Here is a 13,182-nt window from a genome sequence, read left to right as displayed (position 1 = left end):
ATTATCTATCGGGCCGCTCTCAGGCGGCCCTATGTAATTTTTCAATTTATGAGGTAATCTTTACTTTCTTTCTCGTTGTCTCCCACTTGCCACGGCTTGGACTATGAACAAGATCATTATATGCCAACACATTTAAGTCTCTTTGAATCGTTCTAGGTGTAATGCCGAATTCGTCAACCAGTTCCTGTGTTGTCACAAGACCTTTTTCTTGGATAAACATGTAAACTGATTTGATTCGAGTTAGCATACGGTTTGTTGAAGGTTTCAAAAAACCACTCCCTATCATAAGATCGGATGGACTTGACTAACCACAACTCACGACTATCAACTGCGTACGAAATAGCAACAAAGGCAGACATCTGTAATTGTTAAAATAATTCGCCCTCATTATACACGATATTGCAGTGATGAATCTAGGGATAACTCCTATTAATTTTTTCCAATTCGCGTTGGGCAGCCATCCTTGTTGGATTACTATGTATTTCGGCTCAATATTATTATGGTTAAAGAAACTTTTTTTATTCTGTTTCGTAGTAAATTTTGGAGGTGGGTGAGTTTTGACAAATTTGCTTGAAGCTTCAATAGAACAGGCCGGGTATACAAGCCGAAATAAAGTGCTCACCGATGTTTTTCTGGAAGTCAGAAAAGGGGAACTAGTTGGACTGATCGGAGCTAACGGCGCCGGAAAAAGCACCGCAATCAAGGCGATACTCGGCCTTTCAGAAGATTTTAAAGGGCATATTGCCTGGAACGACTGTTCATTTGCATATATTCCGGAGCATCCGTCCTTTTACGAAGAACTGACGCTGTGGGAGCATTTGGATCTGATCAGCACACTCCACGGCATTGAAGAGAGAGAATTTGCGCATCGGGCCCAAAGCCTGCTGCAGACGTTTTCGCTTGATCATGTCAAACATGAGCTACCTGTCACCTTTTCGAAGGGCATGCAGCAAAAACTAATGCTTATCCAGGCCTTTCTCTCTAAGCCGGATATGTATGTGATTGATGAACCGTTTATCGGCCTTGATCCGATATCGACGAAACGCTTTGTGGACATGCTTAAGGCTGAAAAAGAACGTGGAGCCGGAATTCTTATGTGCACGCATGTACTCGATACCGCGGAAAAAATCTGTGACCGGTTTTATATGATTGAGAAAGGTTCATTATTTCTCCAAGGCACGTTAAAAGATATTCAGGACAAGACCGGATTAGAGGGGCAGTCATTGCTTGACTGTTTTTATAAGGCAGTTCAAGGTGATCGGCTATGAACGGGCGTACGCTCTTTTTTCGAAGGCTGTTTGACTATTACAAGTATCAGTTTAAAGTGTTGCATGCGGTCATTGACTGGACAGTCGCTCTATATATTGTTTTGCCGGCGATTGCTTTTGTCATCTATCAGTATATTGATTTGATGAATGGAAGAGGCCTTCTTTATGAGTGGTCTGAAGTGGCGGAGTGGAGATGGCTGTACGCTGTGTGTGGGCTGATCATGTTTACAGGCTCGATTCGTACATTTTTAATGGAAGCGGACAAAGTGTTTTTGCTGCAAAAGAAAGAAATCATCTATCAGCTCAAACGGTACGCGCTTTTGTATTCTTTTCTCGTCACGATGGCTAAATGGCTGCTTCTCTTTTTTATTGTCCTTCCCCTTATCAGTCATTCTGTTCACATCACATTCACAGAAAGCACTGCTCTATTGTGTTATTTGTTTGGCCTTCATATATTCTTTTTATCCTTAAAGCAAGACAGGATCAGAAAGCCGCGCTCCATTTCGAGATGGATTGGTGATATCCTTGTCAGAGCTATATTTTTTGCTGGTTCTGCTATCCTGATTGTTTTGACTCAGTGGCACTTGCTTGCGCTTTTTGGCATTTTATTTTTGCTTTTCTCAGTTATCCGCAGTTTGAAAAAGACGGCTTCGTTCACGGCTTTTGAAGCTGAGGTGACTGAAGAGAAAAAAAGCAGGCTTGCCCTTGCAGGACTTGTGATGATGATGAGTCAGGAGGCGGGAATGCCAAAAGTAAAAGACAGGATGAGAAGAAAACCGTTATTATACCGAAATTCAAAAAGGATATTTAAAAGGCGAACGATCTGCACAGGCTATAAGGAATTGTTTTTTAAAGTCATGCTGAGGAATGGCGAGTATGCGAGGCAGATGTACATGCTATTGTCAGCTTTCACCGTTCTCATATTTGTTTCCCCAATTTGGCTGAAGGTGATTGCGCTGCTGGTATATACAGGGGTTTGCCGTTATATCCTGACGCTTATTTTTGACAAGGTCATGGATGCCCCTTTTTTAATTGGCACCGATAAGGAAAGTGATGAATATTATTGGGCCAGAAAAAACTGTATCAACATCCTGCACTATGCGTTTGCCGCCTGTTGTTTTTTAGCGGCCGCTGTCTCTTTATTGTTTACATAAAAAACCCAAACGACGACGTTTGGGTTTTTTGGTCTATGTTATAAAATAAACAGCTGGATGAAAAACAGAATGGCGAAAACGATGACGAGCGGATGAATCTCTCTCCATTTTCCCCGCGCCGCTTTTACGATCGGATATGAAATAAAGCCAAGCGCAATTCCTGTAGAAATGCTGGATGTCAAAGGCATGGCCAGAATGACGAGAAACGCTGGAAATGCCTCGTCCATCTCTTTCCAGTTCATATTGGAAACCGAGCCCATCATCAAGCTGCCGACGATAATCAAAGCAGGTGAGGTGATGGCGGCTATACCGGACAAGGCGCTGACAAGCGGACTGAAAAACATTGAAGCCGCAAACATCACCGCGACAGTCAAAGCCGTAAGCCCCGTTCTTCCCCCGGCTGCGACACCGGCGGAAGATTCGATAAATGCGGTTGTCGGACTTGTGCCGAAAACAGCTCCTACTGTCGTCGCTGTTGAATCAGCAAGCAGCGCTTTTCGCACGTTAGGCAGCTTGTTGTTTTTCATCAGCCCGGCTTGCTCGGCAACTCCGATCATCGTGCCTGTCGTATCAAAAATGGTGACTAATAGAAAAGAAAAGACGACAGCGTACAGGCCGTGATGAATGACATCGCCAAAAGCGGTAAATGGATTTGAGATCATCAATCCTTCCGGCAAATGAGGAAGTGACATAAATCCCTTTGAAAAATGGAGCTGACCGGTGAAAAAGGCGATCAAAGCGGTAGCTGCCATTCCGATAAATAAAGCGCCGCTAACATTCAGCACCATCAGGACCACACTGATCAAAAGGCCAACCAGCGTTAAGATAACACCGGGTGAATGCAGATTGCCGAGAGTGACCAGGTTTGACTCATCAGCTGCCACAATGCCCGCTTGACGCAAACCGATAAAAGCAATAAACAGCCCGATCCCTGTTGTGATCCCGTATTTTAAATTGTTTGGAATCGCTTCTATAAGTTGTTTTCTTAAAGGCGTTAACGATAGAATAATGAAGAGAACCCCTGCTGTAAATACTGCGCTGAAAGCTGTTGCGTACGTGATGCCGCCATCGCTTGCGCTTACGACATGAAAGGCTAAATAAGCGTTCAAGCCCATGCCGGGTGCAATAGCAATCGGATAATTTGCTGCCAGGGCCATCCACAGCGTTCCGACAATGGAGGCAATAATCGTTGCGGTGAACACCTGGTCGAAAGGAACCCCGGCGTTAGCCAGAATGACCGGATTGACCACGACGATATAGACCATTGTGAAAAAGGTCGTCAGCCCTGCTATGATTTCTTGCTTTATGGATGTTTGCTGCTCTTTTAGATGAAACATAGTATCCTCCAATTACGAACGTTTTAACAAAACACCATTAATATTATTCGTTTTATTTGGTTTTTGCAAGTCATTTCTTGCGGAAAGGGGATCATTATGAACTGGGAAGTTGAAGTGATCAGAAAAAAAGAGGATTTAATTCGTGATACGCAGGAATTTTTGAGAATCAATAGTGTCATGGACGAAACAACCGCCGGACCCGGTAAACCGTTTGGAGAAGGGGTAAACGCCAGCCTGACTTCATTGCTGGAGCTTGGAGAAAAAGAAGGCTTTACAACAAAAAATCTTGACGGCTTCGCAGGTCATATTGAATGGGGGGAGGGCGATGACATTATCGGCGTACTTTGCCATGTTGACGTCGTGCCGCCGGGAGATGGGTGGACGAGTGATCCATTTTCAGCTGAAATCCGCAACGGACGGATTTATGCAAGGGGCGCCATTGATGACAAAGGCCCGACAATGGCGGCATTCTACGCGCTGAAAATCGTGAAAGACATGAATCTGCCCCTGTCCAAGCGAGTCAGAATGATTATCGGAACAGATGAAGAAAGTGATTGGAGATGCGTAGAGCATTATTTCAAGCATGAAGAAATGCCAACAATGGGCTTTGCGCCTGACGCCGATTTTCCGATCATTAATGCGGAAAAAGGGATCATCGATGCTTCTTTACTTATTCCACACCGTCCAAATCAAGCAGAACCAAAGGCAGTGCTTGTCTCGTTTCAATCAGGCCTTCGTTTGAACATGGTGCCTGATGCTGCGGAAGCTGTCATTGAAGGGCCGAAAAATGAAGAGATTCTGTCTTCATTTAAAGACATGCTCCGCACGACGGACCAAAAAGGGGAAGCTGCAATAGAGAACGGACAGCTCATTTTGCGTATGTACGGTCTTTCCTGCCATGCGATGGAACCGAACAATGGGATCAATGCCGGTATTTTATTGTGCGAATTTCTCCAGCAGACTGAGCTTGACGATGCAGGAAAGCGGTTTGTGCAAGTTGTGACAGATAAGTTCTCAGGTGATACTAGAGGAAAAAAACTGGACATCGACTGTGAGGATGAAATCAGCGGTGAGCTGACATTAAATGTCGGAACACTGCGCTATAAAGAAGGGCAAGGAGGCGAGCTCGGGATCAATATCCGCTATCCTGTGACAGCAGAAAGCAAAGCGATTCGCGATGCATTCGAAAGTGCATCTGAATTTGATCTGGGAGAATTCAAAGACAGCAAGCCGCATCACGTGTCCGCAGATCATCCGTTAGTCAAAACCCTGCAAAAGGTTTATGAAGGCCAGCTGGGTAAAAAAGCTGACTTAATCTCAATCGGCGGGGGGACATATGCGAGATCCTTAAAAGCCGGTGTCGCGTTCGGCCCGCTGTTCCCCGGACGTCCTGACAGCGCACACCAAAAGGATGAATATATCGAAATTGATGACCTGCTGAGATCGACAGCGTTATATGCTCAGGCCATTTACGAGCTTGCAAAATAAGAGGACCGGCTTCTGCTGAAGCCAGTCCTTTTTTTAAATAAATGACCATAAATCAGTTGATAAGTACCGTTCTCCTGTATCAGCTGTCATGCAGACCACAACTTTGTCAGGAGAGAGGCGTTTCGCTGTTTCGATTGCCGCGAAGCAGGCAGCGCCTGATGAAGGACCGACAAGAATTCCTTCTTCAGCAGCAAGCCGTCTTGTCGTCGTATACGCGTCTTCATCAGAGATTTTGATAATTTCATCATAAACGTCTTCATTTAAAATCGGCGGTATAAAGCCTGGGCTCGTTCCTACAAGTTTATGCGCGCCAGGTTTTCCGCCGGATAATACAGGCGAACCCGCTGGCTCAACAACATGAACCGTGATATCCGGAAAAAGCTCTTTGAGCGCCTCACCTGTTCCGGTAATGGTTCCGCCCGTTCCAGAGGAGGCGACAAAAGCGCCGAGCGGTTTTCCGATTTCCTCTATTGCCCGGGCGATTTCAGGCGCTGTTGTTTTCCGGTGCGCATCAGGATTAGCAGTGTTATCGAACTGCATTGGAATATAGCTGTTCGGAATTTGTTCGGCAAGCTCCTTCGCTTTTTTGATGCTGCCCGGCATTCTTTCCTCTCCGGGAGTTAACACAACCTCTGCACCGTAAGCTTTAAGTAGGTTGATCCGTTCCTTCGTCATCGTATCAGGCATAACTAAGATTGCTTTATATCCGCGTGCTGCCGCATTCATGGCGAGCCCGATTCCGGTATTTCCGCTTGTCGGCTCTATAATAACTGATCCCGGCTTGAGTAAACCGTTTTGTTCAGCTTCTATGATCATTTGATAAGCGGCTCTGTCTTTCACACTGCCGCTCGGATTGAAAAATTCAAGCTTCAAATAGACTTGTGCCGCATTTTCCGGCTGAAGCCTATTCAATCTCACTAGCGGTGTATCTCCTATCAGATCAGCTGTGTTTGCAACGATTTTCAACATTGTCATTCCTTTCTGAATAAAACAAGTGTCATATAATATCCTAACATAATAAACGTTTGTGCGAGAGTGTTTTCATACACTGTTCCTCTATCCGCACAGCCTCTTTATTGATAAAATAATAGCTGTCAAAGAAGGGAGTGTCAGACGGATGCCAGATATACGGCCTCATTATTTCATCGGCGTTCCCATACCTGAGGGAATTGCAAATCCGATCTACCAGGCTGCGAAAAACGAACCGATATTGACGTTTCAAAAATGGGTGCACCCGCTTGACTATCATATCACGTTAATTTTTCTCGGAGCGGCGGATGAGACACAAATAAAGAAGCTTGAAGGTTCGCTAGCAGAGATTGCTTCAGAAATTGACCCATTTTCAATTGAGTTTGACAAGATAGATGTATTCGGCGACCGCAGAAGGCCGCGCGTTTTACATCTGGAGCCAAAGAAAAACAAAACGCTTGATAGACTGCGGGAACATACGAAGCAGGCTGTACTTCAGGCCGGCTTTCAAGTGGAAAAAAGACCGTATCATCCTCATATGACGCTGGCAAGAAAATGGACAGGCGAAAATGGATTTCCAGCTCATGTTCCGTTTGAAAGCGGCGAAGTTTCGATGATGGCTGAACGATTTTCGCTCTTTCAAATACACTTGAACCAATCACCAAAATACGAGGAAATATTCAAATTTCAATTATCTTAATTCATTGCGGAGTGGAGAAACAAACATGGCACAAATCATCAAAATTCATGATTATATATCAAGATATGAGCTTGATCCGTACCATTATATCAACCAGTTTGTACGTCTGAAAAAAGAGCGCTGGCTTTCACTAGTAGAAGCAGCGGAGCGACAGCATGAAGAAAGGCAAGCCAGTGCTGAAGAACCGGAACCGGTGCAGAAACGAAAAAAATTTTCATTGAAAAGAAGAAAAGAAGAGATAAAAGCCGATATACAAGAAGAGAGACACCAATGGTTTGAGGACGAAGAAGATATTCATGTAAGGCTCCCGAAGAGCAGGGTGGCGCTTGCTTCTTTTTATAAAAGACATTTATATGATTTTCAGCTCAAATGGGCAAGCTCTACTCTTTCAGAAATATCTCAACTCTCAAACCAGGTGAAGCAGGACCGCATTTTGCGTTATCTGACCCAGCAGCTGCCTGATTCTTATTTTATTATGTATAAGCCTGTGCTGAAAATTCAGCAGGCGGCGGTTGAATTAAGCATTGTGATTATTTCTCCTCTGGAAATTTATTGCGTTTCTTTTTTAGAGGCTGAGGAAGACAGTGTCTACATAGGGTCTAAAAATCGTTTTTGGGACAAGAAAACAGCCTCTCAGACTGCATCAGTGTTAAATCCAGGGCTTAGCCTGTTTCGTACGGACTCGGTTGTGTCAAAGATCGTAAAGGAAAAACAGGCTGAGATTCCGGTTCGAAAATTGCTTCTGAGCAGAACGTCGTACATCGATTACCCGGAGCCGCCATACGGCTTAGAAATAGCGGATAAGCGGAGCGCGGAAGAATGGATTGAGCGGCAGAAGAAAAACACTGCTCCGATCAAACATCATCAGGTAAAGGCTGCAAAGGCTCTATTGTCTTACTGCATGTCTGACTCCTATCGCAGACAGGAGTGGCTGGAGTAAAAGAGAACGATTTGAGCGGTTTTCTCATAACATAAGCAGGTGAGAAAGATGAGCCATTGGTTTTTTATTATTAACCCGACAGCAGGACATCGAAACGGCCTGCGTGTTTGGAAGTCCATTCAAAAAGAATTGATCAAACGAAAGGTTGAGCACCGTTCATTTTTAACTGAACATCCGGGACACGCCGAGGTGCTCGCCAGACAGATTTCAACGATACAAGAATATAAGCTGAAGCGCCTGATCGTCATTGGCGGAGACGGAACCATGCATGAAGTTGTCAACGGGCTGAAAGATGTTGACGATATTGAGCTGAGCTTTGTGCCGGCGGGCGCATATAATGATTTTTCGCGAGGATTCTCTATTAAAAAAATCGATCTGATACAGGAAATCAAGAAGGTAAAGCGCCCGTTAACAAGAACCTTTCATTTAGGGAGCGTCAATTTCCTTCAGGATAAATCACAGATTCTTTATTTTATGAATCATATCGGGATCGGGTTTGACGCATATGTCAATAAAAAGGCGATGGAATTTCCGTTGAGACGGGTTTTTCTTTTTCTCCGCCTTCGATTTCTTGTGTATCCGCTTTCTCATTTGCACGCTTCGGCAACCTTTAAGCCGTTTACGTTAGCTTGTACGACGGAAGACGAGACGCTCGAATTTCATGATGTCTGGTTTGCCGTTGTATCCAACCATCCGTTTTACGGGGGAGGCATGAAGGCGGCGCCCCTAGCAAATCCGCGCGAGAAGACATTTGATATTGTAATCGTTGAAAACCAGCCGTTTTTGAAAAAATATTGGCTTTTATGTCTCATGGCATTTGGAAAACATACAAAGATGGATGGCGTTACGATGTTTAAAGCGAAGGACATTACATTTTACACGAAGGACAAAATCCCGTTCCATGCTGACGGAGAAATCATGGGCACTACCCCGTTTCGTCTGGCTTCTAGTCCTTCACCCCTAAGGATCAAAACATAAACGTGTTTGAAGGAGAGAGCTTCCGATGGTCAGCATCCGCCGCAGCTTCGAAGCGTATGTCGATGACATGAATATCATTACTGTTCTGATTCCTGCTGAACAAAAGGGAATCATGACACCGCCGTTTCGGCTTGAGACAGAAACAACAGTTTTTCCTCTGGCTGTCAGGGAGGAATACTCCCTTGAAGCAAAATACAAGTACGTCTGCGTATCCGACCATCCTGTGACATTTGGAAAAATCCATTGCGTCAGAGCATCCAGCGGCCACAAAACGGATCTCCAAATTGGCGCGGTCATCCGGACGTCTGCGTTTGATGACGAATTTTATTATGACGGAGAGCTGGGCGCCGTTTATACCGCGGATCATACCGTATTTAAAGTATGGGCGCCTGCTGCAACCTCAGCTGCTGTCAAGCTTTCACACCCCAATAAAAGCGGGTGCACATTCCAAATGACTCGGTTGGAAAAAGGCGTCTATGCCGTTACGGTCACAGGTGACCTTCACGGATATGAGTATTTGTTTTGCATCTGCAACAATTCAGAATGGATGGAAACAGTTGACCCGTATGCCAAGGCTGTGACTGTAAATGGAGAGAAGGGCGTCGTCTTGCGCCCGGATCAAATGAAATGGACTGCTCCTCTTAAACCATTCTCACACCCTGTGGATGCCGTCATCTATGAGACGCACCTTCGCGACTTCTCCATCCATGAAAACAGCGGCATGATAAACAAGGGAAAATACTTAGCGCTGACGGAAACTGATACACAAACCGCAAATGGCAGTTCTTCGGGATTAGCGTATGTAAAAGAGCTTGGTGTGACACATGTGGAGCTTCTGCCGGTGAATGATTTTGCCGGAGTTGATGAAGAGAAGCCGCTTGATGCATACAATTGGGGATATAACCCGCTTCATTTCTTTGCCCCGGAGGGAAGCTATGCCTCAAATCCTCATGATCCTCAAACGAGAAAAACAGAGCTGAAACAAATGATCAATACCCTGCATCAGCACGGTCTGCGAGTCATTCTGGATGTTGTTTTTAACCATGTGTATAAGAGGGAGAATTCCCCCTTTGAAAAGACAGTGCCCGGTTATTTTTTCCGGCACGACGAATGTGGGATGCCGTCAAACGGCACCGGCGTTGGCAATGATATTGCATCAGAAAGAAGGATGGCAAGAAAATTCATTGCGGATTGCGTGGTCTATTGGCTTGAAGAATACAATGTTGACGGCTTCCGCTTTGATCTCCTCGGGATTTTAGATATTGACACCGTGCTTTATATGAAAGAGAAAGCAACTAAGGCAAAGCCCGGAATCCTGCTTTTTGGAGAAGGGTGGGATCTGGCTACACCGCTGCCGCATGAACAGAAAGCTGCTTTGGCGAACGCGCCAAGAATGCCGGGCATCGGCTTTTTTAATGATATGTTTCGTGACGCTGTAAAAGGGAACACCTTTCACCTTAAGGCAGCAGGGTTTGCGCTTGGCGGCAGTGAATCAGCACAAGCTGTGATGCATGGAATTGCCGGGTCTTCCGGATGGAAGGCATTAGCACCGATTGTTCCGGAACCAAGCCAGTCCATCAATTATGTCGAATCACACGACAATCACACCTTTTGGGATAAAATGAGCTTCGCGCTTCCTCAAGAAAATGACAGCCGAAAGCGAAGCAGGCAAAGGCTTGCAGCCGCGATTATTTTGCTTGCCCAAGGGGTGCCGTTTATTCACAGCGGCCAGGAATTTTTCCGGACGAAGCAGGGAGTGGAAAACAGCTATCAATCCAGTGACAGCATCAACCAGCTCGACTGGGATCGCCGTGAAACATTCAAAGAAGATGTTCACTATATCCGCAGGCTGATCTCGCTGAGAAAAGCGCATCCTGCATTCCGTCTTAGGTCCGCTGCAGACATCCGGCGCCATCTTGAATGCTTGACGCTAAAAGAACACCTTATCGCATACAGGCTTTATGATCTTGACGAGGTTGACGAATGGAAAGATATCATTGTTATCCATCACGCGAGTCCTGACTCCGTCGAGTGGAGGCTGCCAAACGACATACCTTATCGGCTTTTATGTGATCCATCAGGATTTCAGGAAGACCCGGCAGAAATTAAGAAAACGGTTGCAGTAAACGGCATCGGAACAGTTATCTTATATTTAGCATCAGATCTTAAGAGTTTTGCTTGACGAAGTTTGTGCTATAGCGCTAAAATTTAAAGGACGGCTATTGATTAGCATATGAGACTCTCAATAGCTGTCTTTTTTATTTTTATACGATTCGTACGAAAAAGGCATTCGCTGGATAGACTAGAAACGATTAGCCTTAATTCTAAAATATTTTAAGAAATGATGGGTTGAACATTGATATGAACTGGTTGGGACAATTACTAGGTAGCGATTGGGAGATCTTCCCCGCCGGAGGAGCTACAGGAGATGCATATTATGCGAAACATAACGGGCAGCAGCTTTTTTTAAAACGTAATAGCTCACCTTTTTTAGCTGTTTTATCCGCCGAAGGCATTGTTCCGAAGCTGGTTTGGACAAAACGGATGGAAAATGGGGACGTCATTACGGCCCAGCACTGGATGACCGGCAGAGAGCTGAAGCCTAAAGACATGAGCGGACGGCCCGTTGCTGAATTGCTTCGTAAAATACACACATCAAAAGCCTTGCTGGACATGCTGAAGAGACTTGGAAAAGAACCGCTGAACCCGGGGGCTCTTTTGTCTCAGCTGAAGCAGGCTGTATTTGCTGTGCAGCAATCTTCGCCGCTGATTCAAGAAGGGATCAAGTATTTGGAAGAACACCTGCATGAAGTGCATTTCGGTGAGAAAGTCGTTTGCCATTGTGATGTCAATCATAATAACTGGCTATTGTCTGAAGACAACCAGCTGTATTTAATTGACTGGGACGGCGCCATGATCGCTGATCCGGCGATGGACCTCGGACCTTTGCTGTACCACTACGTCGAAAAGCCAGCTTGGGAGAGCTGGCTGAGCATGTACGGCATAGAGCTGACAGAAAGCCTTCGGTTGCGAATGGCTTGGTATGTGTTATCTGAAACAATTACTTTCATTGCCTGGCATAAAGCAAAAGGCAATGATAAGGAATTTCATGATGCAATGGAAGAGCTGCATATCCTCATGAAACGAATTGTTGATTAATCAGGAATACGACTCCATTTGCTCTACCCATTGAGACAGGCTGTTCTGATGCTCTTGTATGTGTGAGTCGATGGATTTGGACGATATTCCTGATTGGCTGTAGCGGTAAACATCTTCAAGTACGTTTTTGAAATTTGAATCAAGCTCGGTGTTTGCCATCAGTGATTTAATCACACGCTCAAGCTGCTCGTACTCTGCGACTGTTCCGCAGCAGTCCAATTGATGGTCAGTCAATATATCCTTCAATAAATGAACTTGATGCTCATAATGTAAACCCATAACGGTACACATCCCTTCAGTATCATACGGGTTAAATTGTTCAAAACAGAGCGTTTTTATACATGTGAAAGGAGTGTTCCAGCAGACGGGACCCTCTTTTTTTATGCGCTCGGCCTTAAGAGAGATACACTGGAAAAACGAGCTTGCGGGTCTTTTTAATTCATGGTATGTTGTTAGTCGAAATAATAGATAGAGGTGTCAATCATATGAGAATGCGCCACAAGCCTTGGGCTGATGACTTTTTGGCTGAAAACGCAGATATTGCCATCAGCAATCCTGCTGATTATAAAGGGAAATGGAACACAGTGTTTGGCAACGACAATCCGATCCATATCGAGGTTGGTACAGGAAAAGGCCAATTTATTTCTGGTATGGCCAAACAAAATCCCGACATCAATTATATTGGTATTGAGTTATTTAAAAGCGTCATCGTGACAGCCGTCCAAAAAGTAAAAGACAGCGAAGCGCAGAATGTAAAGCTTCTGAATATAGATGCGGACACGCTGACGGATGTGTTTGAGCCGGGGGAAGTGAAACGGGTCTACTTGAACTTTTCTGATCCTTGGCCGAAGAAACGGCATGAAAAACGCCGCCTGACATATTCCCACTTCCTCAAAAAATATGAAGAAGTAATGGGCAAAGGCGGAGCGATTCATTTTAAAACGGACAACCGAGGTTTGTTTGAGTACTCTTTGAAGAGCTTCTCTGAGTACGGCCTCCTACTGACATACGTCAGTCTTGATTTGCATAACAGCAATCTCGAAGGCAATATTATGACAGAATATGAAGAAAAATTCTCTGCACTCGGCCAGCCGATCTATCGGGCTGAGGTTGAATGGAGAACGTAAAGACAGACTCTGACAGGAGTCTGTTTTTTTTATGGACCGTTTGCTACCATGATGACAGGGGG

The 13,182-nt window shown here is 45.0% G+C and carries 13 protein-coding genes; 9 read left to right on the top strand and 4 right to left on the bottom strand.

Annotated features, from left to right (window positions below):
- Nucleotides 1-46: 46 nt before the first annotated feature.
- The gene (locus QF06_RS13210; RefSeq protein WP_003152337.1) at nucleotides 47-268 is read right to left on the bottom strand and encodes a DeoR family transcriptional regulator; all 222 of its coding nucleotides are present in this window, start codon (nucleotides 266-268) and stop codon (nucleotides 47-49) included.
- A gap of 289 nt (nucleotides 269-557) precedes the next feature.
- Between QF06_RS13210 and QF06_RS13205 the strand changes: the two genes are divergently transcribed.
- Both QF06_RS13205 and QF06_RS13200 read left to right on the top strand, forming a co-directional pair.
- Nucleotides 558-1,268 carry an ABC transporter ATP-binding protein gene (locus QF06_RS13205; RefSeq protein WP_041851103.1) on the top strand — a complete coding sequence of 237 codons (711 nt, stop codon included), beginning with the start codon at nucleotides 558-560 and terminating at the stop codon, nucleotides 1,266-1,268.
- Nucleotides 1,265-2,422 (top strand): ABC transporter permease, encoded by a 1,158-nt coding sequence (locus QF06_RS13200; RefSeq protein WP_041851102.1) that lies wholly within the window; start codon nucleotides 1,265-1,267, stop codon nucleotides 2,420-2,422. Before QF06_RS13205 ends, QF06_RS13200 begins: the two co-directional genes overlap by 4 nt.
- Before the next feature lie 38 nt (nucleotides 2,423-2,460).
- Here the strand turns inward: QF06_RS13200 and pbuO are convergent, their stop codons facing one another.
- A complete protein-coding gene (gene pbuO / locus QF06_RS13195; protein ID WP_003229234.1) occupies nucleotides 2,461-3,759 on the bottom strand; it encodes a hypoxanthine/guanine permease PbuO in 1,299 nt (432 codons plus the stop codon).
- A gap of 96 nt (nucleotides 3,760-3,855) precedes the next feature.
- Here pbuO and pepV point away from each other — a divergent pair, with 96 nt between their 5' ends.
- Nucleotides 3,856-5,247 carry a dipeptidase PepV gene (pepV, locus tag QF06_RS13190; protein ID WP_029318264.1) on the top strand — a complete coding sequence of 464 codons (1,392 nt, stop codon included), beginning with the start codon at nucleotides 3,856-3,858 and terminating at the stop codon, nucleotides 5,245-5,247.
- Nucleotides 5,248-5,280: 33 nt separating this feature from the next.
- Here the strand turns inward: pepV and cysK are convergent, their stop codons facing one another.
- Complete coding sequence (gene cysK, locus QF06_RS13185; protein WP_003229237.1) at nucleotides 5,281-6,216, bottom strand: cysteine synthase A; 936 nt, start codon at nucleotides 6,214-6,216, stop codon at nucleotides 5,281-5,283.
- Nucleotides 6,217-6,364: 148 nt separating this feature from the next.
- Between cysK and thpR the strand changes: the two genes are divergently transcribed.
- The 5 genes from thpR to QF06_RS13160 all read left to right on the top strand — a co-directional run bounded on the left by thpR (nucleotide 6,365) and on the right by QF06_RS13160 (nucleotide 11,993).
- Nucleotides 6,365-6,916 carry an RNA 2',3'-cyclic phosphodiesterase gene (gene thpR, locus QF06_RS13180; RefSeq protein WP_014480581.1) on the top strand — a complete coding sequence of 184 codons (552 nt, stop codon included), beginning with the start codon at nucleotides 6,365-6,367 and terminating at the stop codon, nucleotides 6,914-6,916.
- A 25-nt stretch (nucleotides 6,917-6,941) separates the two neighbouring features.
- Entirely contained in the window at nucleotides 6,942-7,856 is a 915-nt protein-coding gene (locus tag QF06_RS13175; protein WP_003229241.1) for a hypothetical protein, read from the top strand.
- A 48-nt stretch (nucleotides 7,857-7,904) separates the two neighbouring features.
- Nucleotides 7,905-8,834: a YegS/Rv2252/BmrU family lipid kinase gene (locus tag QF06_RS13170; RefSeq protein ID WP_021480323.1), complete on the top strand. Its 930-nt coding sequence runs from the start codon at nucleotides 7,905-7,907 to the stop codon at nucleotides 8,832-8,834.
- A gap of 25 nt (nucleotides 8,835-8,859) precedes the next feature.
- Nucleotides 8,860-11,016 carry a type I pullulanase gene (pulA, locus tag QF06_RS13165; RefSeq protein ID WP_041851101.1) on the top strand — a complete coding sequence of 719 codons (2,157 nt, stop codon included), beginning with the start codon at nucleotides 8,860-8,862 and terminating at the stop codon, nucleotides 11,014-11,016.
- 179 nt (nucleotides 11,017-11,195) lie between these two features.
- Nucleotides 11,196-11,993 carry a phosphotransferase family protein gene (locus tag QF06_RS13160; protein WP_009967993.1) on the top strand — a complete coding sequence of 266 codons (798 nt, stop codon included), beginning with the start codon at nucleotides 11,196-11,198 and terminating at the stop codon, nucleotides 11,991-11,993.
- Here the strand turns inward: QF06_RS13160 and QF06_RS13155 are convergent, their stop codons facing one another.
- Nucleotides 11,994-12,272 (bottom strand): YtzH-like family protein, encoded by a 279-nt coding sequence (locus QF06_RS13155; RefSeq protein ID WP_041851100.1) that lies wholly within the window; start codon nucleotides 12,270-12,272, stop codon nucleotides 11,994-11,996.
- A gap of 206 nt (nucleotides 12,273-12,478) precedes the next feature.
- Between QF06_RS13155 and trmB the strand changes: the two genes are divergently transcribed.
- Complete coding sequence (gene trmB / locus QF06_RS13150) at nucleotides 12,479-13,120, top strand: tRNA (guanosine(46)-N7)-methyltransferase TrmB (RefSeq protein WP_021480321.1); 642 nt, start codon at nucleotides 12,479-12,481, stop codon at nucleotides 13,118-13,120.
- The last annotated feature ends 62 nt before the right edge of the window (nucleotides 13,121-13,182 follow it).

This window comes from Bacillus sp. YP1 (assembly GCF_000877815.1).
Lineage (GTDB): Bacteria > Bacillota > Bacilli > Bacillales > Bacillaceae > Bacillus > Bacillus subtilis.
This window is presented reverse-complemented; position numbering and strand designations above follow the sequence as displayed.